This window comes from Enterobacter sp. SM3, from assembly GCF_009811935.2.
Lineage (GTDB): Bacteria > Pseudomonadota > Gammaproteobacteria > Enterobacterales > Enterobacteriaceae > Enterobacter > Enterobacter asburiae_D.
In genome coordinates this window covers 3,026,107-3,049,844 of sequence record NZ_CP099971.1, presented here as the reverse complement: position 1 = coordinate 3,049,844, position 23,738 = coordinate 3,026,107, and the positions used below count along the sequence as shown (strand labels likewise).

Sequence of the window (23,738 nt, the reverse complement as noted above, 5' to 3'; positions counted from 1 at the left end):
TTTACTTGCTTCGGAGTAATCCATTTTTATATATTTAGATATACTAAAAGATAGAACTGAGAACTGAATCGTCGCAATGTCGAGGATTCAGTTGACATCAGTTTATCAGCTTTAGTTCTTTGTCAGTTATTCCAGCCGCAACCTCTCCCTAAGCTCCTTCACCAGCGACGCATCATCCAGCTCTGCACTAATCTCATGGCGAATCGCATTAGTGAACTGTTCACTGCGCTCGCAGCTATGGTGATAACCATGAGATAGCCAGTTCCAACTCCCGAGAACAATGTAGCGGCCATCGATCATCATTACCTTTTCATGTGTCCCTTCCGTCAACCGGATAATATTCTCTTTTCCTAATTGTTCACGGTACTCGGCAACCAGAGTCTCATCATTATCATCCGCACGATCCATGCGCTGATGATAGTAGCCGTAATAAACTTTAACCCTGACACCACGCCGCTGCGTGGCTACCAACTGCGCCAGCTCCGGCCTCTGATAATTCTTACCTCCTCGACGGATCCACGGAGCGATGATAACCAGCTCCTGTTCACACTGGCTGGCCAGCGCGCTAAATGCGGCAATATGTTCGCAGTCGCGATAATAACGCTGTAGACGGGGGGTCTGGCTAAGGCTGGCAAAATTCGGATGCTGGCTACCTTGTTCAAGAAGGAAGCTTTCGGCAACGCTATCCGCAAGGACTTTCAGGTATCCACCTGCTTGCCGCAATCGATGATGGTTACCTACGACGATAAATTGCTGCTTTGCGCGTGAAACCACGACATTCAGCATGTTTGGTGCGTCGTTTTGAAAATTCGGATTATCAAGAGGATGAAAAATAACCGGACTATAAATGATGACCTCAAAGCCTACGCCCTGAAACTGATGCACTGTACCAATGCAGTTTTTCTGCCAGTGATTCATTCGTTGCGCAAGACGTTTAATCAACAATGACTTCTGATTGCTATAGGGAGTGACGATGCCAACATCGGCAGTCAGATCGTAACCAGCTTCTTCCAGCTTATTCAGCAATAGCTCAATAGCATCAACTTCATCCAGATTAGTGTTAACCATATCGCCTTTCTGGCCTTCTACGCTGTAGAACATCAAATGATGTCCGCCTGATTTCTCAAACGCGCTGGCAATACGGCTGGAAGGGGGGGCCGTTTCCACGCTGACGCCATGATAGTTCGCCAGTCGGATGAAAAGGTCGGCAATAGGTTGCTGGCACCGGCGATGCTCATCGAGAATGATGCCATTACCCGTATCGTCTACCTTGCCGGAAAGCGTACCTGCAGCACGGTGCCAGCCTGTGACGCTTGCAGGTGAGACACGCTCATACAACGTATTGTTGCTGGCGAAATGACGCTCACGCAACTGTGTTTGGAGGTTTTCTGACAGGTTTCTGATGGGTTCAATTTGCAGAGGATCGCCAACAATCATCGCTTTCTCACTGCGACTCAATAGAGGCACCAGGGATTCAAGCGAAATCATGCCCGCTTCGTCGCACAGTGCCAGGTGCCACGGTTTATGCCCCTTGAGGTCATCGAGCTTACGATAACCCGCAACCTTCCACGCGGAAACCAGCGTGGTCGCCATTACCGGATATACAAGAGACAGTGCGCGATAGAAATCATCAAGCTTATCCAGCCAGCGATAATAGCCCGCACTGAGGCGCTTACTCATCAACGCTCGCCAGTGAGTCAGTACCTCTTCCAGCTCAATTTTCCGCTTCAGTTGCTCTTGCCAGAGATAACCGATAGCGGCTTCGAACATTTCCCTGTGTTGCCTGATAAAGCGTTTACGCAAAATGTCGCACCAGTTACCTTCCGGATAAAGCTGTTGATACTGTGCCGTTAGCTGTTGCGCCTGGATGACCTGACGCCATTGAGCCTGCAATTGTGCTACTTCAGTATTAAGAGCCTGCAGGTCAACTTCCTGTTGAGCTTCGGGTTCTGCATGCAGGAGCAGCGCCAGTAGCGCTAAGCTATCTACCTGCTGTGAAAGCATTTCTCCAGCATCAGCCAGAGCAGCCAGCTGATGATGGGGAAGGGAAGAAAGACTGAATTTGCGAAAGTCCTCCGGTGCAGCCAGGCTCATCTGTTGCAACCTTGCTGGATATTTCCTCTCGAAAAAACGAGCCAGATAACGCTTTATCCCTTTACGCGGATAGTCGCGGTAATGCAGTTCCAGAGCCGGGCGTAGCGGTGAATCCATCCAGCTAAGTATCTGCTCCAGACTATGCTGTTGTGGCCATGTCGCCTGCAACGTCTGGTAAATTCTGCTGGCCTGTAGACGCTGCGTTTTTATCTCCCTAAATTCCTGCAGGCGCTGTTCTAACTGATTGGCTAAGGTATCCAGGTCGTCGGGGTGATGAAGCGAAACATCAATGCCGAGTACCTGTGCATGAACGGCGAGCGGGGGAATTTTTTCCATGAAACGAGCCGGTAGCTCTTTTGCTAGTCGGGTGTCCAGACCACAATCCACAACAGATTGTATCGCGACTGCCTTTTCATTCAGATACGCCCGGTAACAAGCGTTTATCTCGTCGCGATGCTTGAGTAAAACCGCTAGAAAATCGTGCTGCTGCTGTTGGTCATAGCTTTCCTGTCGCCAGCGACTAATCAGTTTCTCAAGCCGGGTAAGCTCATGCTGAACCTGTTCGTTCGAGCCGCTATGAAACCATAACCAGTCAAGATCCTGAGTTGCAGGGTCACTGCGCAGATCGTCAATGATATTTTCCACCGCTTTTATTGCAGTGGACGTGACCAGCATGCCGAAGTTCTGGTCCTTTCCATCAGCAATAGCCAGTGCTCTGGCAACCAGTTGTTGTGCGATGAGTGACTTGAATAGCGTGGTTTTACCCGTACCCGGCGCACCTTGTACGGCAATCAGGCGCTCATCCTGATTAATCGCCTGTATTGCCGCCATCTGCCCATGGCCCAGAGGATATTGCGTTTCAAACAAACCGCCAGTCACCACTTCGTGGAAATGCGGGGCCTTCTCGTCACTATGAATATGGCTGAGATACTGCTCCAGCAACGGGAAATCATCAACCGCGTTATCACAAAGCCAGGTGAAATCTTCCGCATCACGCTTGAGGTTGTAATCCTCATTATGCAGCGGAGCCACCAGGGCATTAAACGCATTTTCCAGCCCCTGATATTTACTGTTTGATTGCTGAGTAACCCATTTCAGAAGAGCCTTAAACGCCTCAAGGAACGTGTCATATTTACATCCTGTGAGCGCGCTAACGATACTCATCATATGACGATTTTCACCGAGCTCATCCAACTGAACACCAAACATTTCGCGAAAAGCGAAGGGGAATGCGCTAACAAGTTGTCCATCTTTGACGGGAACTAGCAGGGTGTTTTCGTTCTGTTCAAAAAATGATTTTGGGAGGGGGAAAGAGAAGAGCGGAAGGTATTTTACATTGGCCTTACCTCGCTCATTTTCGATACAACGGAGTACCGGAAATAGCAGGTTAACAGGTTCAACATGGGTAATTTTACCCTTTTCGTCATATTTGACGAAACGCCGGCGCCAGTGGTTGCGCATTTCAGGCGTAACACGTAGCACTACTCCACTCTGGTTTTCTTCACAGTTATTTATACCGAGCATGAGTTGTTGGTACTCATGTACCTTGCTGGCCGGTATTTTACTCTTTTCTGCGCCACTGAATTTCACATAATCATGCCACGCTGAAAGGATATCTTTAGACGAGTTTTGCATCATGCTAAAAGAGCCTTAACCTGAGTATCTCCCTGAAATTAATGGTTAGAGAATAACACAGAGGCAGATATTTTAACCCTACCAATGGGGACATCTTTGTATGAAGACATAATATGAGTTACAGCGGCTAATAAGTTTTCCAGTTTGACTGATAGGAGTTAGCGTTCAAACAACTGGAACGCATTCTTATGGCGCTGCAAATGAAGGGCCTGCCAGGAAGCTATCTTGAGCTAGCGGGGGAATGATGAAAAGCAAAAAGCCTGCTTCAAAAGCAGGCTTTTCAAATTTGGCTCCTCTGACTGGACTCGAACCAGTGACATACGGATTAACAGTCCGCCGTTCTACCGACTGAACTACAGAGGAATCGTGTGAACGGGGCGCATAGTATCGACCTGCGTTCACCTTGTCAAAGGGGGAAATTAAACTTTTCGTTCGTTTGCCGACAATTTCAGCAAATTGCTGATTTTATGGCAAATTTGCGTTGAAATTACACAGCAAAAAGCGCCGCCCGCAGGCGGCGCGCAGGATCAGAACAGTACGGAGTAGTTCAGACCAAAGGTTCGTCCGCGGCCTTTATAGGTATACAGGCCCGGTGCGCCGTAGGTTGGGCTATACAGCCCCGGCGCGCGCTGGCCCCAGGCGGTGGTGTAGTCTTTGTCCAGCAGGTTTTCCACGCTGAAGCTGACCTTACCCACCGGCAGGGCGTAGCTGCCCAGGAAGTCGACCGTGTTATAGCCATCGATCTTCTTGCCGTCGGAGTCTGACACGTCAAAGGTCTGCGTGCTCTGCACGCGCAGGGTCCAGTCGCCCGGTGCCCAGTTGACCCATGCGCTGGCCTTCGACGGGCTGGCGCTGTCGACCGTCAGCTTCTCCCATTTGCCGTTTTCGCGGGTTTCAGACTTAATGGCGTTAAAGTTCGCACCGGTGCTCCAGTCGCTGTCGGTGAAGAAATAGTCCACCTGACCTTCTACCCCGTAGATACGACGCTTGTCGTCTTCCAGGTTGATGGTCATATCCGTCTTGTTGATGGTGATGGTTTTATCCGAGAGCGAGTAATACGCCGCGACCTGCGTGCGCAGGTTATCGCCGGTGTAGCGCCAGCCCAGCTCATAAGCGTTGACCTTGATGCCGTCCAGCTTCGAGTCGTTCACGTTGACGCTGTTCAGCAGGCGGTAGTGACCGTTGCTGAGCTGATAGGTGCCCGAGCCGTAGTACTTCGCCAGGTCCGGAATTTCGAAGCCCTGGGAGAAGTTAAACCACACCTGCTGCTGTTCGGTCAGGCGACCGAGGATCCCGGCGTTAAACAGGAAGTTGTTGTAATCGGTTTTCCCGCCCGGCACCGCGTCTGCGGAGGTGGCTTTCCCGGTGGCGATGGCCTGCTGCTGGGTGTAACCGACAAAGTCGTCCACCTTGTTTTCGGTGTACTGATAACGCACGCCGCCGCTCAGGGTGATGGCGTCAATGTCGTAGCTGGCCTGCAGGAACGGGGCGAGGTTGGTGATGCTGTAGCCCGGGTAACGGCCCACGTTGTAGGCGTTATCCAGCTCCATGCCGCCGCTCGCCGCGGCCTTGCTCAGGTTAAAGAACTGCTGGTTGGCATCGAAGGTTTCGTGGTCGGCATCCACACCCCAGGTCAGCGTTAAATCGTCCACCGGCTTGCTGTTCAGCGTCAGCTTGCCGCCGTAAAAATCGGTTTTCTGCTGGGACGCGCCGATGCTGCTCACCACCCCTTTGGTCAGAGTCGGGAACGGATAATAGGTCAGGCTCTCGTCGCGATAGTAAATCTGCGCGACCAGATCCTGGCCCCAGAAGTCGGTATTGGAATACTGCAGGTTAATCAGATGGCGCTCGGTACCCGGTACGCGGTCAGAATCAAGATTACCTTTGTTGTAGGCGGTCGCATCCCCTGTTACCGCCGAGAAATTCTTCCCGAGGTACAGCCCGTGCTTGCCGTCGGACTCGCTCTTGTAGTACTGCGTCGTCAGCTGCAGCTGCTGATGATCGTCGATGTTGATGGTGCCCGTGCCCATCACATCAATACGGTCGGAATACTGGAGGCCGGTCTGGGTGTTATCGATAATCACCTCGTCGCCGTTGCCGTCATACCAGCCGCCGTAGCGCTGATACGACACCGACAGACGACCGGAGGCGTTGTCATTGCCGCCGCTTACGGCCGCCGACACGTTCTCATCGTGGTCGTTGTGGCTGTTAAATCCGCTCTTTGTCCCGGTCTGGAACTCAACTTCGGTCTCCGGCTGGCCCTTTTTGGTAACGATGTTCACCAGGCCGCCGGTGCTGCCGCCGCCGTAGAGTGAGGTGGCGCCGGAGATAACCTCGATACGGTCAATGTTGAACGGATCGATAGAGTCCAGCTGGCGGCTGTCGCTGCGGGACGAGTTCAGGCGAACGCCGTCCACCATCACCATCATGGAGCGGCCTCGCAGGTTCATGCCGTAGTTGGTACGTCCCTGGCTGCTGACGTCCATGCCCGGGATCAGCTGTGCCAGCACTTCTTTAATCTCTTTCCCGCCCTGAACCTGCTGCTCAATTTCAGCCCGCTCAATGACCCAGGTGGTCTGCGCCATCTCCGCCACGCTGCGGTGCGCGCGGCTGGCGGAGACAACGATATTTTCTTCCTTTTGTTCTTCCGCCCACGCAGAGGTAGAAAGCATTGCAAGCAAGCAAGGATTTAAAACCCAAAGATGAGAACGTTTCATTGTTATGTTGATCCTGATTGTGTGTGTCAGTACTCGGTGGTTTTTGCTAATGATTTAAAAACCTGGCTGCTGTCCGGGCTGGCTGTGGTGCGCCAGTGGATAACGCCGGGGGTGGTGGCCAGCTCAAACGGCTCGTCGGCGTGCGCGCGATTCAAGATCCGCGCCGCGCGCCAGGCCATCAGGCTGAGCTGGGGTTCGGCAATGCCGAGACGGTGCATCCCGGCATTCACGGCGAACAGGCGGTTGCTCTGCGGGCCGTCCCATTCGAGAGTGAAATCGTTGTTGATGCAGAAGGCTTCGTCCGTATCCAGATGCAGGCGATGAGACAGCGGCGCGAGGAACGCGGGCTGAACGGCGCGGTAGCCGGTGGCGAAAATCACCACGTCGCTCTCCAGCTGCTCGCGGCCGCCGTCGAGGTGATGCTGAATGCTCAGACGATGTCCGTTTTCCTGGCGCGTCAGGGACGTCACCGAGCGGGACGGCAGGAGATGCGCCCAGGGTTTTTCACGCAGCACTTCGAAGCGGTGGTACATCGCGCGGTAAATCGCCAGCAGGGACTCGGTGGTGATGCCGTCGGACGTCATCTTCTGCTCGTGCAGCATCTGACGACGGGCCTCTTCGCCCAGCGTGGAGAAGCTGTCCACGTACTCCGGCGTGAAATACTCGTTGGCAAAGGCGGCTTCATCCAGCGCGTTGTAGTTATTGCGGCGCGATACCCAGTTCAGGCTCAGCGGCTGGCCCCATTCGCCGCGGAAGATATTCAAAAACAGGTCGGCTCCGCTCTGGCCGCCGCCGACGACGGTGACGCGCTTGCCCGCAAGATCCGGCGTGCGCAGCATCATCTCGCTGGCGTGGAAGCAGGTATCGTCCTGAACGGTGACGCAGTCAGGCAGGTTGATCTGTTTGCCAATCCCCACGCAGACGTGGCGCGCCAGGAAGCGGTCGCGCTGGGTCACCACTTCAAACAGGCCGCTTTTCTCATCAAAGCTCACCTGCTGCACCTGCTGGCTGAAGGCGAGGTTGGTAAGGTTTTCCGCCGCCCAGCACAGGTAGTCCGCAAACTCCTCGCGGGAGACGGTGCGCTGCTCGGTGGTCAGGAAGCGGTAGAACTTTTTGCGCTGCACCAGGTAGTTCAGAAAGCTGTGGCGGTTGGTCGGCTCCACGGCGCTGACCAGATCCTTCAGGAAGCTGGTCTGCATGTGGCAGTCCGGCACCATCATTCCCGGGTGCCAGGAGAAGTGCGGTTTACGCTCAAGGAACAGCGAGCTAAAACCGTCCAGCCCTTCGGCCAGAGCGGCGATGCTGAGGTTAAACGGGCCAATACCAATGCCGATGAAATCATAGGTTTTCATTGCGCTGACTCCCGGGAGGCGAGAAAAAGAGGGTTATCGAGGTCGGTAACGTAGTTCGGCAGCATGCGGCTGCCGCCGTCGTGTTCGGAGAAGGTCAGTTTGACCGGGTTGAGGATCACGCGAATAATTTGCGGCTTGAACAGGTCGAACGTCGCAAAGCGCTCCGCAAGCTCCGGGTGCGCGGCCATATAGCGGTGTAAAACCTGCGCCAGGATCTGATAGAAACGGGGTTCGCTCACGCCGCATTGCAGGGTGAGGCGCGAGATAAAGCGCAGCACCGTCACAAAGTTGCCGGTTTGCAGGTCGTGAATGATGTAATCCGCGCTGAGGCGCGCCGTGACGGCCTTCACCTGCTCCGGCAGGCTCTGCGCCTGCGGGAAATCCTCATCCACCAGGCGCATATCGCCCTGGAAATCCTTCAGCAGGATGCGCTGCGGGACGTAATCCTTCATCACCAGCGTTACGTTCTGGCCGTGGGCAATCAGCGCCACGCCGTAGCGGCAGAGCAGGTGGTAGAACGGGATCACCGTTGCCTCAAACAGCTTTTCCAGCCACGCGTCGGCGCTTAGCCCCGAGCGTTTAATCCACGCGTCGATCAGCGGGCGCCCTGCATTGTCGGTTTCCATCAGCGCCGCCATCAGCACCGCCTGTTCACCGTCTTCTAAATAACAGGATGGGTTCTCGCGCCAGATCACCCCCAGCATCTCCTGATAGCGGTAGGGCGCTTGCGGCAACGCGGCATAGCCCGGATGCGACAGATAGCCGGCGGCGGGTTCGCCCAGCACCTGCGCGCCAGAGCGGGCAAGCGTGGCGTCGGTGGCAAACTGTTGCTGTAGCCAGCGCGAGGCCAGCGGCCCGGCGGCAATGTACTTGCCCGGAATGCCGCGATAGCAGGAGGTGTTGTAGATAGTCAGCGGAAGCTTGATGTCAAACGGCGCGCGACGGCTGGCGTTGGTGAGCGTTCGCAGGGACTGCTGCGCCAGATACTCATCGCCAAATTCGCCCAGCTCAACCATCTCTCCGCGCGCCAGCTGCGCCAGGAAATGAATGGCAATTTTCTGCTGCCACTGCCACGGGTGCAGCGGCACCGGCAGCCAGCCGTCGTCGAGCCCCAGCGCCTGCCAGCGGGCGTCAAAGCGGGCGCGCTCGGCGTTGTCCATAGCGCTCGCCAGCAGAGCGTTGATATCGCAATCGACGTCGCTGCTCCAGACCAGATGCTCCCGCTGAACGGCAACCCAGTGCAGACGAAAACGTCCGCGATACTCCGGCGCGTACTGACGGAGCGCGTCCAGCCCCCAGCCGCGGCGGCCTTTGTTGAAAATAAACTTCGGGTGACCGCTCATCAGACACTGTAATTCGTCCGGGTCGAGGTGGATCAGCGCGTCCGCGTCCAGCGCTTCACGCGCCTGCAGCAGCTGAATGTCGCCGCGCAGCGTGGCGTAGAGATCTTCCATGTGCTCTGCCGTTTGCGCGTCGCTCATCTCCAGCACCGCCGCCAGCTGCAGCAGCGCGCGTTCCGCTTCGACGGCTTCGCCGCTGTCGGCGATCAGGCTGTCCGGGTCGATATGCAGCCAGCCCCAGATCCCGCGCGCGGCGCGAAACTGCCAGGACTCGTTGCCCATGGTGATGCGCCAGCCGTCCGACGAAACCGGCTCAGCGCGCAGGGTGCGTTCGTATTCCAGCTCGGCGAGGATCTTCGCCACCATCTCGCGGTTCACTTTCTGCCAGAGCGCGTTCACAGTTCCACCTCGCTGAAGAAGCGGTGACGCTGGCTCACGATCAGGCGCGAGCGCTTGTGCGGGAAGTCGAACTCTTTCATCGTCTCGAAACCGGCGGAGGCCAGATGGCGGAACAGGCGCTGGTTGTCGAAGCGCGGCTCGGCGACAATGCGCGCGGTGCGCGGTTCATCGAGATACAGATAATGGCTTAACCCGCGCAGCCAGCTGCGGATGTAGTGCGCGCCGCGCCAGTTCTCTTCGCCCACCAGCATGTGCAGGCCGCGGTCAAACGGCTGCCAGCGGTAGTGGCGGCCAATGCGGTCTTCCGCCGCCCAGTAGAGCTCAAAATAGCCGAACGGCTGGTCGTCGAAGCAGCCGATAACCGGGTAGCAGTACGTCGAGTCAAGCTGGCGGCGCAGGTAGTTTTCCTGCTCGGCCTGCGGGCCCGCCATCTCCCAGAAGGCGTTCACGCGCGGGTTGTTCATCCATTGGGTAAAGCGTTCGCCGTCCAGCGCCACGTCGGCCACGCGGAAGCTGAGGGTACGCTTAATTTGCGGATCGTAACGACGGTACACTTCGCCCTGCGGGCGATGAGGACGCAGCGGGAAATACAGCTGACGGCTCTCATCAAATTGCATCCCGCCGCTGGCCCGTGATTGTTCGCCTTTCAGCCACAGCGGCAGCTGCCAGAAGGTTTCGCGTGCCAGATAGTCCCCGTGGGCCAGGCTAAACAGCGCCTGCGCCAGGGGTTCATCCTGCCAGGTCGCCCAGGGCAGGGTAATGCCGGTTAGCGCGGGTGCGGCAACAAACAGCTGATCCAGGGCTTCGACCAGCCAGCCGTCCGGGATCCCATTCAGACGCTCCAGCACCGCGCTGCCGTCAAGACCCAACGTCAGCGGCAGCGCGCGATCCGTGGCGGTGCAGCGAAAGCCATAGCCGGAATGGACGATATTCGCGATTGCCATCACGCCTTCTCCTTGTAAAACGGGTTGCTAAAGTCGAAATAGATCACCGCCGGATCGGCGATGGTGTTTTCATTGCGATCGTGCAGGTAGCAGAAGAAGTTGCCTTTGCAGTTCCAGGTCGGGCTGTCGAGCACGTAGTCGAGGCAGCGGGTCTGCTTTGCCGTGCGGCGCAGTTCAGCCAGCGCGTCGCGCACCCGGGACATCAGGCTCTCCTCGCTGTCGAAACCGGCGGCGGCAAGGGCGGCGGTGACGGCAAGGGTAGAGTTCAGCAGCAGGTAATAAGGGAAGTAGCGCAGCAGCTGGCTCTCACCGAAGCGGTTTTCCACCTCCGTTTCGCCCGCCTCTTTCAGCCACGCGTCGGCCCCTTCGGTCCACGCGCTGCCCTGGCAGTCGCGGTAGATCAGCCCGACGGGGAAATCCTGCTGCATCTCAACGAGGATATTTTGCTGGTGCGCCAGCAGGACCAGACCGTAGTCCGCCTCGGCGCTGAACAGCGGAAGTAATACGCGGTCGCAATAGGCGTCCAGCCAGCAGCGGGCGGCCTGGGCGAGCGGTAATTCCAGACGCTGACTCAGACGGCGCACCGCGGAGGCCAGCAGGCTATCACCGCCGTCCGGCGCGGCCTGGGTCAGGCTCACCAGCACGTTGGTTTGTGTTTCAGGGGTATCGAACAGCAGGTTGACGCGCAGGGCCATCAGGCTCTCTTCCTGAATAGTGCCGCTTTCGTCACGCAGCCCCGCCCAGCCGTCTTCCTGCATCACGCGCATGGTCGGGTAACGTGACTGTAATTCTTGCCAGCGTTCCGTTTTCGCCAGGCGCGCCAGGCGCATGCCGCGCTTAACTTCTTTGACCGACAGCGTACGCACGGAGTTGGTCAGGCGCACGCTGAGGGAGAACTTAATCATGTCGCCGTTGGTTTCGCTGTACAGCGAGCGTGACGAGCTGGTGGGCAGCCACTGCGCGCCCGCTTCACCCAGGTCCTGCAATGAACCGTTTTTCGCCAGACGCTGGCACCAGTCCTGCTCCAGCAGATAGTCGGCCTGCCACGGATGCATCGGCAGCAGCCAGCGGGTGTCGGTGAAATGGCCGAGCAGCTCAGGCGCGCTCTGGGCCGCGAAGCGCAGCAGACGCTCGCGCAGCGAGACGTTCAGGCTGTCGCCAGCAACGAGCGTGCTCTCAACGGCAAACCAGCGCAGCGGGAAGCGGGAGGCGAAATCGGGCAGATAGCGACGCGCCTCGGTTTCGTTGAACGGCTCGTGCGACTTCGGTGCAGGGTGAAACGCGTGGCCGACCAGCAGCGCCTGTTCCGCCTCGGCAAACGTCAGCGGCTTATCGCGCAGGGTTGCCCAGCCGTGGCGCAGATCGATCGCCTGCCAGGTGTGCGCATGGCTTTCGAGAACGCGCTGCTTAAAACGCGCCAGCGTATCGGCATCAAGCGAGCCTTTTACTGACGGTTTTTCAAGAATTAAATCAACCAGTTGATAAAATGTGACGGCGTCACCGTCATCACTGTTGCTTTGAATAAGCGTTGCCGGGAAACGGTACTGATGATGCTGGGTAGGAGAGAAATAGCGTACCGGAACCCGAAGAGCCTGGGTTTGTGACAGCGGGATATGAATGTCCGGTAACGCATCCGCAGCGGTAGCGGGGAGATAGCGCCAGTCCTTCGTTTCGCGCAACAGGGCGTTTAAAAAACACTGGGCTGCAACGTCTGTACCGGCAGAGCGGGGCAGAGCACGCATAGATGTACCTCATTCCATGATTGATAATAATTCTCGTTATGATATTCATTCTGTTTACAGTCGCAACCATTTTTGCAATATTTGTTTTCATAAACTTCATAATTTCCACACATTTATTGACACTATGTTCACATTCTCATGCGCACTGACTCTGAAATATTGACCGAAAACGTCACCTCAAAAGCCAACTGGCCCCTGGCGCTATGTGCGGGTTTATTAGGTATCGGGCAAAACGGCCTGCTGGTGATGCTCCCGCAGCTGGTGACCCTGACCGGGCTGTCGCTCTCGGTCTGGGCCGGTCTGCTGATGTTCGGATCCATGCTCTTTTTACCGGCATCGCCATGGTGGGGACGCCAGAGCGAGCGGCGAGGGTGTAAGGCCGTGATGGTGGCCTCGCTGAGCGGCTATCTGGCCAGTTTCGTCGTCATGGCACTGGTGGTCTGGGCGATGGCGGCCGGAAGGCTGGATACTTACTGGGGACTGGCGGGGCTGATCCTCTCGCGCCTGCTCTACGGACTGACGGTCTCGGGGCTGGTGCCTGCGGCCCAGACGTGGGCTATTCAGCGTGCGGGGCTGGAGAAGAGAATGGCGGCGCTGGCGACGATAAGCTCCGGCCTCAGCTGCGGACGTCTGCTCGGCCCGCCGCTGGCGGCGCTGATGCTCAGCGTCAGCCCGGTGGCGCCGCTCTGGCTGATGGCGATCGCGCCGTTAATCGCCCTGCTGCTGGTGCTTCGCGAAGTCGCGGACCCGCCGCTGCCGCCGGTGGCGCACCAGGCGACCCGCCTGCAGGCCTCCATGCTGCCGTTCCTGCTGCTGGCGCTGCTGCTGGCGGCGCTGGTCAGCCTGATGCAGCTTGGGCTGTCACCGCATCTTAGCCCCCTGCTGGAGGGCAATGCCCGGGACATCAGCCATCATGTTGCGCTTCTGCTGAGCCTGGCTGCCCTGGCCACGCTCGCGGCGCAGTTTCTGGTGGTCCGCCCGCAGCATTTCACCCCGGTGACGTTACTCTGCATCGCGGCGGTGTTAATGGTGGCCGGGCTTGGGCTGATGTCCGTCGCGGGTTTAACGCTGTTCTACGTGGGGATTGTTATCACGTCACTCGGGGCGGCGATGGCCACGCCGGGCTACCAGCTGCTGCTAAACGACAGGCTGACCACCGGGAAAGGGGCGGGCGTCATCGCCACCAGCCACACGTTAGGCTACGGCGTCAGCGCGCTGCTGGTGCCGGTAGTGACGCGCTTTTACGGCGAGCAGTCTTTAACGGTGGCTGCATGGGGAATGGCATTGCTGTTTTTAGCGTTGAGTATAGGGGTACGGTCAACCGAGCGTACCCCTGCTGAAAAACCTTAATGGATCTGGCGGGAGGAATGGCCGCCAGACTCCTCATTTTGCCGCAGACGCTGCAGGGGATCCTGCTGATAAAACTGGCAGAAACGCTGCCACAGCGCCGGGAAGCGGGGCGCGAAGAGCTCGGGCGCGCTGAAGAAATACTCCGAGAGTACCGCAAAGCATTCGGCCGGGTCGGTTGCCGCATAGGCGTCAATGCTGGCCGCGCTTTCGCCGACCAGGTCTATTTCATCCTGGATGTTATCCATCGCCGCGTGCAGATCGTGCTCCCAGCCCGCCACCTCGCGAAGCGGGATAAGCGGTACTCCGCTGGCGCGATCGCCGTTGCGGGTATCGAGCTTGTGCGCCACTTCATGAATAATCAGATTAAAACCGGACGCATCGAACGAGTCCTGAATGTCGAGCCAGTTCAGGATAATTGGCCCCTGCTGCCAGCTTTGTCCGGACTGCACCACGCGCTGGTTGTGCACCAGCCCGATATCGTCCTGCCATTCGTCATCCACCACGAACGGCGCGGGATAGATAAGCACTTCGTGGAAACCGTCCAGCCACTCAATGCCGAGCTCAAGCACCGGCAGACAGAAAAGCAGGGCGATGCGCGCGTTTTTGAGGGGATCGAGTTCGAAACCCTGCAGTGGAACCAGGCGTTTTTGCTGTAAAAAACGATCCGCCAGCTGAACCAGTTTCGCTTGTTCATCCGGCTTAAGATTAGCCAGAACAGGGATCGTCAGCGCGTCATCCCATGGCAGCGCCATATCCCGGCCAGCCTCATTCGTTTTCCAGGGCCACTTTATCATCGCTTTGCTCGCAAACTCGTCACTTGAACAAAAATGGGAAAGTCAGGTTCGGTTAAGATGCCAGAAAATCGCTCACTGCGACAATTCCAGCCTGAATAAACTATCATTCGTACGTAGCGGTGGGTAGCGGTTTGCGGGCATCACCTTCATTTTGTGAAGTCTGTCGTAGCCTTGTCTGTAGTCCCAGTGAATTTATCATTACAGCACTGACAAAGAGAAACTATCGGCGCCTGGAGCACAATGAACGTTAATCTGAATTTCAACACTGCGCCGGTTGCGGTAGGTCAATAAGACGCTATTATTTTGGACTTTGTTGCGTATTCCCTGACAGGACATCCAGACGCTATGCCCGTGAATTTTGACCTTAACGATCTTTATGCTTTCAGAGCGTTAGTGGAATACGGTAACTTCCGTGTCGCTGCGGAATCTATCTGCTTATCCCAGTCGGCGCTGAGCCGCAGGATTGAAAAGCTGGAAGCCGCGCTGGGAAACCGGCTGTTTGACCGTACCACCCGCCGCGTGGCCTTAACCTTATACGGGCAAAACTTTGCTGAACGCTCCGCGCAGCTGCTCGACAACGTTGAGTCAATGCTGGCGGATGTTGATAAAGTCAGTGAAGAGCGGACGGGGCTGATCACTGTTGCCACGGTGCCGTCCGCCGCCTGTTACTTTATGCCTGATGTGATCCGTCGTTTCCAGTCTCGCTATCCGCGGGTTCGCATTAAGCTCATTGACAGCAGCGCAGGGAACGTGATTGACGCCGTGGCCCGAAGCCAGGCAGATTTTGGCATCTCCTTTGCAGGAAACTTGCCGTCTGACATCGAATTTTTCCCGCTGGTGGAGGATATCTATGTTGCGGCGTGCCGAAAGGATCACCCGCTGGCGCAGAAGCGTCACCTGACGTGGCAGGAATTTTACCAGCAGGATTATATCTCCCTCGATAAAACCTCAGGTAACCGTAACCTGCTCGATCGGATGCTGGGGGATATCATTCCCGAACGCCCCAGCGTCTGCGAAACGCGCCACGTTACCACGATGCTCGGCATGGTAGAGGCGGGGATCGGCATCGCTGCCGTTCCCGCCATGTCGATGCCGACGTCAGCGCACACGCTGCTGACGCATCTGCCGCTGGTGGCGCCGGAAGTGAAACGCACCGTGGGGCTTATCCGGCGCCGGGGGCGCATCCAGTCCTACATTGCGGCTGAACTGGAAAAGCAGATCACCGAGCAGTATCGACGGACGTAACGGGGATCATCCCCGTCTCCTGGATGACGGCCCTTGAGGGCGGTGAGGCGAGATAGGTCAGCAGCGCTTTCCCCTCCGCGGGATGTTCGGCATGGCGGGTGACCGCACCCGCGAAGCGCGTGATGTACTGCAGATTATCCGGGATTTTCCCGATAAAGGTGACGCCCTGAACCGGCAGCAGCTCGCTGACCTGCTGGAAGCCCACGGCGTATTTCCCTTTCGCCACCTCTGAGGCGACCGGAATACGCTCGACCATTGTCGCTTTGCCCGCCACGTCCTTTTCAATCCCCAGCTTTTTGAACAACGCCTGGCTGACATACCTGCCGCTGGCGCTGTCAGAGTAGGCGATGGAGCTGGCCTGCAGCAGCGTGTTACGCAGACTCGCCTCGCTGCTGATATCAGGAACATCCGCACCTTTTTTCACCACCATGCCAACGGGAGAATCCGCGAGTTCAGTTCGTGAACCCGGCTGGGTCTGGCTGGCTTTTTCGAGCTTCTCCAGCGCATCCCCGACCATAATCACCACGTCGGCTTTTTCACCGCGCGCCAGTCGGTTTGGGATCGCCTGCGGCGTCGTGCCCATTGAGGGGCCGGGGATGATCACGATTTTATCCCCGGTCCGGCGTTCATATTCCGGGGCCAGCTTTTCAAGGGCGGCTTTGAAGCCGCCTGAGATCATGACCTTCACGTCCTGGGCGCAGGCATTGACGCTCAGGAGCGTCAGCACCAGCGCGCTGGCGGTATAGCGATAAGTGCGTTTCATACTGCCCCCTGTGACTTGACGGTGTTTTGCAGCGATACCGCGCGGCGGCGGTAGAGGTAGAGCGTGGCCAGCAGGGCACACACGGCAGCGAAGCTCATCCAGTAGCCAGGCGATGCTTTGTCACCGGTGTATTCAATCAGCGCGGTAGACATTACCGGCGTAAAGCCGCCAAAGACCGCCGTTGCCAGGCTGTAGGCCAGAGAGAACCCCGCCACGCGCACTTCAGCAGGCATAATCTCCGTCAGGGCCGGGATCATCGCGCCGTTATACAGGCCGTAGAGGAAGGAGAGCCACAGCAGCACGCTCAGCATCATGGAGAAGCTGGGGGCGCTCGCCAGCAGCGTCAGGGCAGGATAGCTGGTCGCCAGCGCCAGCAGGGCCATGGCAATCAGCACCGGCTTGCGTCCGAAGCGGTCCGACAGCGCGCCACCCACCGGCAGCCAGATGAAGTTAGAAATCGCCACCAGCAGCGTGACCAGCAGGCTGTCCGAGGCGCTGAGCATCAGCACCTTTTTGCCAAAGGTGGGGGCGTAGACGGTGATCAGGTAGAACGCGGTGGTGGTCATCGCCACCATCAGCATGCCCGCGACCACCACCTGCCAGTTGCCGAGCAGCGTTTTAAAGACCTGACGCATCTCCAGATGATGGCGGCGCGCGCTGAACTCTTCCGTCTCCTCCAGCTTGCGGCGCAGGAAGAAGATAAACGGCACGATTAAACAGCCGAACAGGAACGGGATGCGCCAGCCCCATTCGCGAATGGCGCTCTCCTCCATCAGGGCATTCAGGGCAAAGCCCATCGCCGCGGCGACCATAATGGCGACCTGCTGGCTGCCGGACTGCCAGCTGGTGTAAAACCCTTTGCGGCCCGGCGTGGCGATTTCAGCCAGATAGACCGAGACGCCTCCAAGCTCCGCACCGGCGGAAAAGCCCTGCAGCAGACGGCCCGTCAGCACCAGCAGCGGCGCCCACAGACCGATGCTTTGATAAGAGGGGATAAGCACAATCAGGAACGTCCCCGCCGCCATGATGGAAAGCGTGACGATCAGACCCTTTCTGCGCCCAACCTTGTCAATATACGCGCCAAGCACAATGGCCCCGATGGGCCGCATCAAAAAGCCCGCGCCGAAGACGGCGAAGGTCATCATCAGCGACGCAAATTCACTGCTCGCCGGGAAGAACGTGTGGGCGATGTAGGTGGCATAGAAGCCAAAAAGAAAGAAATCGAACTGTTCGAGAAAGTTGCCGGACGTCACGCGAAGTATCGCGCCCGCCTTAGACCGTACGGTTGCAGGTGAGGTTGAGGAAAACATGGTTATCTCCAGTTTATTGTTGACGTTTTACGCGTCTGTTTCTGAAAACTGGATCAGGACGAGGAAATAGATAAGCGCAAATGCCGCATCGGCTGATGCATTTTTTGCATGAATATCATTTACTGTGTAAATACAATTAATGGCAACAACAACTTAACAAGTCGTTGTCTTTTTATTCACCAATATTCTGTAAGTCTCTGATAATGCGATTTTGTGATGTGGCGCAGAGGGGCGCTTCAGAAAGCGCCGGGTAACCGTTTCATTACCCGGCGGGTACAATTTATCGCAGCGCCCGAGCAATCGCGCTGAACATCAGAGAGGCCTCCAGCGGCTGGGCGCTAAAGGACGGCTCCGCCTGCGGCCAGGTAGACCACTGGACGATAACCAGCTTTTGCTTCTGGTTCACCACGATCATTTGCCCAAAAATGCCCAGCGCCCAGAGTGAACCTTTCAGCGAATCTTGCGCTGCTGGCTCAACGCCGGTGGCGTTGGCGGGCACGGCGTTATTCCACCACTGATAGCCGTACAGTCCGTCTGGATGGGCGTCTGATACCGAGCCTTTCGCCTTTGTCCAGTCTGACGACTGCCGGATCCAGTTATCCGGCAGGATCGTCTTACCGTTCGGCAGCGTACCGTTGTTCAGGATAAATTGCCCGAAGCGACCCCAGTCCTCCAGCGTGGCGTTAAAGCCGTGCGCGCCGACGTCGTGCTGACCTTTGCTGTAGGCATGCCACACGCCGTCGCTCGCCATGCCGTACGGCTGCCAGATGCTTTTCTCCAGATAGGCTGCGAGCGTCATGCCGGTGGCGCGCTCCAGCACGTCACCCAGCAGCCAGGCGCCGCCCGATGAGTAAGACCAGCTCTCTCCGGCCGGGTGAACCCTGCGTAGTCCCTTCACCAGCTTGCGCACGCAGTCGTAGGTACCCGGCTTCGCCTCGCACTCCGTGAGCTGCGCGAAATCGGAGTTCGGGTTGGTGTAGTCCTCGTTCCACGCCACGCCCGAGGTGTGGGTGATAAGCTGTTTGAGCGTCACGCCGTCCCACGCGGTGCCTTTCAGATCGGGTTCATACTGCGTGACCAGGTCGTTGAGCGAGTGAATTTTTCCCTCTTTGAGGGCAACGCCCACCAGGGCCGAAACGACTGATTTACCTACCGAGCGCGAGGTCCAGAGCGTGGAGTCGGTATTGCCCTGTGCGAGATACTTCCAGGCGATTTTGCCGTCCTTCAGCACTAGCATGCCGCTGACGTTCTGGCGCTTAAGGTACTCCTCCAGGCCGTAGCGCCTGCCGTTGATCTGATAGTGGGCGTCCTTGAGCGGCTTGTCCGACACCCGCAGCGGCACGGCGCTACCGTGGCGGAAAATATCCCCGGCGTAGTTGCGGTAGTCATTGCGAAAGCCCACCACGCGTTCAGCCTGGCTCCAGGTGAGCATCTTATGGGTGTCCGGCAGCGCGGCGTCAAAGGGGGCGGGGCAGGCGCTGAGGCCGGTGCCTTCGCAGGCGGCCATTGCCGCAGGGGAGAGCAGGCTGCTGAAGACAAGACCCGCCAGCAGAGCCTGGTTTACTTTTTTGTTTTTCATATCCGTCTCGTATGGGTTAAGAACGGCTTCAGTTTAAAAAGCCCGGCGCTATAATAAAAAACGCATAATGGGGGAAAATCCCCCTAAATAACGGAGGAAACGTGGCGGGCCTACTCTATTCCTTTGCACAGCTTGAGGCATTTACCGCCGTGGCTGAGAACGGCAGCCTGAGTAAAGCGGCGGTGGCGCTGAAAAAAGACCGAACAACGCTTCGCGATCTGATTGATTTTCTTGAGGACGGGTTGGGCTATGCGCTGTTTATTCGCGACGGGCGTACCCTGCGCCTTACGGCGGAAGGAGAGCAGCTTCAGCGCCAGGCGCATCTGCTGATGCGGCAGGTAAAAGCCTTTGAGGCCTTTGCCAGAGAAGTGCCCCAGGGTGCCACGCAGGATCTGACGCTGGTCTACGATCCTTTTACGCCCAGAGCCTTTCTGCACGAGGTCATCGCTGAAATGGTGGCGCGAAAAGTCCGGCTGAGCCTCATCTGCGCCTCGCGCGATGAATCTGAACGCCTGCTGACGAGCGGCCGCGCGGATCTGGCCATCTGCCAGGCGCGCAACCGCAGCGTGGGCAACGACATGGAGTGGCGGGCCCTGGGGGCAATCGATATGGATTTTTACGCCTCCCGCACTCTGTTTGCGGATATTTCATCCCCGCTGTCGCTGCTTGACCTCTCCCTGGTACCCCAGATCGTTATGCACCCTGCCTCGGACGAGCCGGTCGCGCGTCGCCTGCAGATTTCCGGGCATACCCTTTTTACGAACGAGCCGGAAATGCTACGCGGCCTGCTGGAACGCGGATGCGGCTGGGGATTCTTACCGACCCATTTTCATGCCGCGCGGTGGCAAAACGTAAAAAGGCTGCGCACCGAAGTGGGCAGCCAGGGGATTAGTCAGACGATGGTCACCATCTGGAAGCCGGGGAGGGACAAGCGCGCCATCATTGCTGACGCGCTGGCGCTACTGCCGGACGTGTGGAAGCACTCAGCGCTGTGAACAGCCTTTGCACTGTTTGTTCTGGATCTGCTGGAAGAAATCGTTGCCTTTGTCATCCACCAGGATAAACGCCGGGAAGTTCTCGACTTCAATTTTCCAGATGGCTTCCATTCCCAGCTCCGGATACGCGACGCATTCCAGGCTCTTAATGCTGTTTTGCGCCAGTACCGCCGCCGGGCCGCCAATGCTGCCCAGGTAGAAGCCGCCGTGCTTATGGCAGGCGTCGGTTACCTGCTGGCTGCGATTGCCTTTTGCCAGCATGATCATGCTCGCGCCGTGGGATTGCAGTAAGTCCACATACGAGTCCATACGTCCCGCCGTGGTCGGGCCGAGTGAGCCAGACGCGTAGCCTTCCGGCGTTTTGGCCGGGCCTGCGTAGTAAATCGGATGATCTTTAACGTACTGCGGCAGTTCTTCACCGTTGTCGAGCAGCTCTTTCAGCTTCGCGTGGGCGATGTCGCGCGCCACGATGATGGTTCCGTTCAGCGACAGGCGGGTAGAGACCGGATGCGCGGAAAGCTGCGCCAGGATCTCATTCATCGGCTTGTCCAGATTGATGCTCACCACGTCGCCTTCGCCCTGCTGGCGCAATGACTCCGGAATGTACTGACCCGGGTTGTGCTCCAGTTTCTCAATCCAGATCCCGTCGCGGTTGATTTTTGCTTTGATGTTGCGGTCCGCGGAGCAGGAGACGCCCATGCCGATCGGGCAGGACGCGCCGTGGCGCGGCAGACGGATCACGCGGATATCGTGGGCGAAGTATTTACCGCCAAACTGCGCGCCGAGGCCGAGGTTCTGGGCTTCCTGGAGCAGTTCCTGTTCGAGCTGAACGTCGCGGAACGCCTGGCCGTGTTCGTTGCCTTCGGTTGGCAGCGCGTCGTAGTAGCGCGTGGAGGCCAGCTTCACGGTTTTCAGCGTGCTTTCGGCAGAGGTTCCGCCAATCACAAACGCGATATGGTAAGGCGGACAGGCCGCAGTGCCCAGGGTGCGCATCTTCTCAACCAGGTAGTTTTTCAGCTTCGCCGGGGTGATCAGCGCTTTGGTTTCCTGATAGAGATAGGTTTTGTTGGCAGAACCGCCGCCTTTTGCCATGCACAGGAATTTGTATTCGTCGCCGTCCACGCTGTAGAGATCGATCTGCGCGGGCAGGTTGGTGCCGGTATTGACCTCTTTATACATATCCAGCGCCGCATTCTGTGAGTAGCGCAGGTTATCTTCAATGTAGGTGTTATACACGCCCTGGCTCAGCGCCGCTTCGTCACCGCCGCCGGTCCAGACGCGCTGGCCTTTTTTACCCATGATGATCGCGGTGCCGGTATCCTGACAGGTTGGCAGCACGCCTTTTGCGGCAATTTCAGAGTTACGCAGGAACTGCAGGGCAACGTACTTGTCGTTCTGGCTGGCTTCCGGGTCGTTGAGAATGGCGGCAACCTGCTTCTGATGGGAAGGACGCAGCATAAATGCGGCATCGTGGAAGGCCTGCTGAGCCAGCAGGGTCAGCGCTTCTGGCTCGACTTTCAGCACTTCCTGACCGTCGAATTCGGCAACGGAAACGTGCTCTTTGGTTAGCAGATAGTATTCGGTGTCATCGTGCGCGAGAGGGAAGGGGTTCTGGTAGATAAAGGGTTTGTTTGACATAGCGTATTGCTCCACATCCCCGTCATACTTCAAGTTGCAGGTGCGTTGGCTGCGCTCGTTCACCCCAGTCACTTACTTTTGTAAGCTCCTGGGGATTCACTCTCTTGCCGCCTTCCTGCACCTCGAATTATTTAGGGTATAAAAAATAAAACCGCCGGAGGAGAAGTCCGGCGGTCAGGAATCAGAACATCATGGACATCCACGGATAACCAATCAGCAGCAGGGCCGCCAGGAAGATGGCACCGAAGATGGTGCCGAGGCGCCAGTAGTCTTTGGTTGGCAGGTAGCCGCTGCCGTAGTAAATCGGGCTTGGGCCAGTACCGTACGGGGTGATGATCCCCATCACGCCCAGCGAGGTCACCATCAGCAGGACAAACACTTCCATATTCATGCCCGGAATGGTGGAGGCGATGGTCAGCATCGCTGGCAGCAGCGCTGTAGTGTGCGCGGTGGTGCTGGCAAACAGGTAGTGCAGCAGGTAGAACGCCAGCAGCAGGACGATGGTCGCCACGCCCGGAGAGATACCGCTCATTAACAGACCGCCTTCTTTACCTAACCAGCTGATAAAGCCGGTAGAAGAGAGGCCATCCGCCAGCGCAACCAGGGTGGCGAACCAGACGAAGGTGTTCCATGCGGCTTTGTTACCGGTGATATCGTTCCACTCCAGCACGCCGGTCCACAGCATCAGACCGACGATGAGCAGGGCAGCCATGGCAGGCTCAATCCACGCGGCGGCGAAGATCCACATCAGCAGCGCACAGCATACGAACACCAGCAGCAGAATTTCATTGCGGGACAGTTTGCCGAGTTTTTCCAGCTCGCGGGTCGCCCACAGCGGCACTTCGTTATTCACTTTGACTTCAGGTGGGTAGAACCAGTAGGCCAGCAGCGGCATGGCCAGAATCAGCAGGATACCCAGCGGCAGGAAGGCGAGGAACCAGGTGCCCCAGGAGATATCAATCCCAACCGTGCTTTTCACCAGCGCCAGGGCCAGCAGGTTTGGCGCGAGGGCGGAGAGGAACATTGAGCTGGTGATACAGGCCGCGGTGATCGCCACCCACATCAGGTACGAACCAATCTTACGCGCGCTTGGGTCATTCGGTTTTGAACCGTACAGCGGCGGCAGGTTAGCGATAATCGGGTAGATGGTCCCGCCGCTGCGCGCGGTGTTGGACGGGGTGAACGGTGCCAGCAGCAGGTCCGCAAACGTAATGGCGTAACCGAGCGTCAGGCTGCGACGGCCAAGATACTTCACCAGAATCAGCGCCAGACGGCGGCCGAAGCGGGTTTTGTCATAGCCTGCGGCGAACATAAAGGCACCGAAGATCAGCCAGACGGTAGAGTTACCAAACCCGCTCACCGCCCATTTAAAGGAGGCGCCCGCCAGCTTGAATTTCGGGTCAGCCAGCTGCTCAGGGCTGAACAGCACCCACTGACTGCACAGGGCAATGGCGACGACGCCGGTCAGGCCGATCACCGCGCCCGGCAGGGGTTCGAAGATCAGACCGACGATCACGCCGACAAAGATGGCGAAGTAGTGCCATGCGTAAGGCGGCAAGCCTTCAGGAACGGGAACAAACAGCAGCAGTACGGCGACGACGATGGGTAACGCCATCATCAGCAGTCGTTTTGCGTTTCCATTTGATGCCTGGTTCGCCACTGAGGGCGTTACAGCAGTTTTTGTATTCATAGTTTCACGTCTTAAGTTGTCAAAAATTCGGTCGCACTGAAAAACGAAATCACTTTTTTAAGTTTCTTTGCTTTTTTTAGTTATTAAAGGTGCTTTCTTGTGTTTTCAGTAATAGCGATTCAACGCGTTTTTGTGTGCGCTAAATTAAAAA

At 57.4% G+C, this 23,738-nt stretch carries 15 protein-coding genes and 1 tRNA gene; 3 read left to right on the top strand and 13 right to left on the bottom strand.

From position 1 onward, the window contains the following. Positions 1 to 126: 126 nt before the first annotated feature. The 7 genes from GVO84_RS14365 to GVO84_RS14335 form a co-directional block, all read right to left on the bottom strand. Positions 127 to 3,732, bottom strand: coding sequence for an AAA domain-containing protein (locus GVO84_RS14365; protein ID WP_236545851.1), 3,606 nt, complete (start codon positions 3,730 to 3,732; stop codon positions 127 to 129). A 284-nt stretch (positions 3,733 to 4,016) separates the two neighbouring features. After that, positions 4,017 to 4,092 (bottom strand) — tRNA-Asn (locus GVO84_RS14360). A gap of 164 nt (positions 4,093 to 4,256) precedes the next feature. After that, positions 4,257 to 6,446, bottom strand: a complete 2,190-nt coding sequence (locus GVO84_RS14355; protein ID WP_121424334.1) for a TonB-dependent siderophore receptor — start codon at positions 6,444 to 6,446, stop codon at positions 4,257 to 4,259. A 26-nt stretch (positions 6,447 to 6,472) separates the two neighbouring features. Beyond that, complete coding sequence (locus tag GVO84_RS14350) at positions 6,473 to 7,798, bottom strand: lysine N(6)-hydroxylase/L-ornithine N(5)-oxygenase family protein (RefSeq protein ID WP_121424333.1); 1,326 nt, start codon at positions 7,796 to 7,798, stop codon at positions 6,473 to 6,475. Next, positions 7,795 to 9,537 (bottom strand): IucA/IucC family protein, encoded by a 1,743-nt coding sequence (iucC, locus tag GVO84_RS14345; protein WP_159514480.1) that lies wholly within the window; start codon positions 9,535 to 9,537, stop codon positions 7,795 to 7,797. The genes GVO84_RS14350 and iucC overlap by 4 nt, the downstream gene beginning before the upstream one ends. Beyond that, the gene (locus GVO84_RS14340) at positions 9,534 to 10,481 is read right to left on the bottom strand and encodes a GNAT family N-acetyltransferase (RefSeq protein ID WP_159514479.1); all 948 of its coding nucleotides are present in this window, start codon (positions 10,479 to 10,481) and stop codon (positions 9,534 to 9,536) included. Before GVO84_RS14340 ends, iucC begins: the two co-directional genes overlap by 4 nt. After that, positions 10,481 to 12,223, bottom strand: coding sequence for an IucA/IucC family protein (locus GVO84_RS14335; RefSeq protein ID WP_159514478.1), 1,743 nt, complete (start codon positions 12,221 to 12,223; stop codon positions 10,481 to 10,483). Before GVO84_RS14335 ends, GVO84_RS14340 begins: the two co-directional genes overlap by 1 nt. A gap of 138 nt (positions 12,224 to 12,361) precedes the next feature. Between GVO84_RS14335 and GVO84_RS14330 the strand changes: the two genes are divergently transcribed. Then, the gene (locus tag GVO84_RS14330) at positions 12,362 to 13,573 is read left to right on the top strand and encodes an MFS transporter (RefSeq protein WP_159514477.1); all 1,212 of its coding nucleotides are present in this window, start codon (positions 12,362 to 12,364) and stop codon (positions 13,571 to 13,573) included. Here GVO84_RS14330 and mtfA read toward each other — a convergent pair. Next, the gene (gene mtfA, locus GVO84_RS14325; RefSeq protein ID WP_032658707.1) at positions 13,570 to 14,367 is read right to left on the bottom strand and encodes a DgsA anti-repressor MtfA; all 798 of its coding nucleotides are present in this window, start codon (positions 14,365 to 14,367) and stop codon (positions 13,570 to 13,572) included. The genes GVO84_RS14330 and mtfA overlap by 4 nt on opposite strands. Positions 14,368 to 14,712: 345 nt before the next feature. Between mtfA and GVO84_RS14320 the strand changes: the two genes are divergently transcribed. Further along, positions 14,713 to 15,612, top strand: coding sequence for a LysR family transcriptional regulator (locus tag GVO84_RS14320; protein WP_121424322.1), 900 nt, complete (start codon positions 14,713 to 14,715; stop codon positions 15,610 to 15,612). On the opposite strand, the gene GVO84_RS14315 is transcribed toward GVO84_RS14320, so the two are convergent. The 3 genes from GVO84_RS14315 to GVO84_RS14305 form a co-directional block, all read right to left on the bottom strand. Next, positions 15,587 to 16,375: a substrate-binding domain-containing protein gene (locus tag GVO84_RS14315; RefSeq protein ID WP_159514476.1), complete on the bottom strand. Its 789-nt coding sequence runs from the start codon at positions 16,373 to 16,375 to the stop codon at positions 15,587 to 15,589. The two genes, GVO84_RS14320 and GVO84_RS14315, sit on opposite strands and share 26 nt — an antisense overlap. Further along, on the bottom strand, positions 16,372 to 17,685 hold the full coding sequence (locus tag GVO84_RS14310; protein ID WP_023336204.1) for an MFS transporter: 1,314 nt from the start codon (positions 17,683 to 17,685) through the stop codon (positions 16,372 to 16,374). The genes GVO84_RS14315 and GVO84_RS14310 overlap by 4 nt, the downstream gene beginning before the upstream one ends. A gap of 280 nt (positions 17,686 to 17,965) precedes the next feature. Beyond that, positions 17,966 to 19,264 (bottom strand): serine hydrolase domain-containing protein, encoded by a 1,299-nt coding sequence (locus GVO84_RS14305; RefSeq protein WP_159514475.1) that lies wholly within the window; start codon positions 19,262 to 19,264, stop codon positions 17,966 to 17,968. 101 nt (positions 19,265 to 19,365) lie between these two features. Here GVO84_RS14305 and GVO84_RS14300 point away from each other — a divergent pair, with 101 nt between their 5' ends. Then, complete coding sequence (locus GVO84_RS14300; protein ID WP_159514474.1) at positions 19,366 to 20,259, top strand: LysR family transcriptional regulator; 894 nt, start codon at positions 19,366 to 19,368, stop codon at positions 20,257 to 20,259. On the opposite strand, the gene fumA is transcribed toward GVO84_RS14300, so the two are convergent. Next, entirely contained in the window at positions 20,248 to 21,897 is a 1,650-nt protein-coding gene (gene fumA, locus GVO84_RS14295; RefSeq protein ID WP_159514473.1) for a class I fumarate hydratase FumA, read from the bottom strand. The two genes, GVO84_RS14300 and fumA, sit on opposite strands and share 12 nt — an antisense overlap. Positions 21,898 to 22,078: 181 nt before the next feature. Next, positions 22,079 to 23,587 carry an anion permease gene (locus GVO84_RS14290; RefSeq protein WP_159514472.1) on the bottom strand — a complete coding sequence of 503 codons (1,509 nt, stop codon included), beginning with the start codon at positions 23,585 to 23,587 and terminating at the stop codon, positions 22,079 to 22,081. Between the last annotated feature and the right edge of the window lie 151 nt (positions 23,588 to 23,738).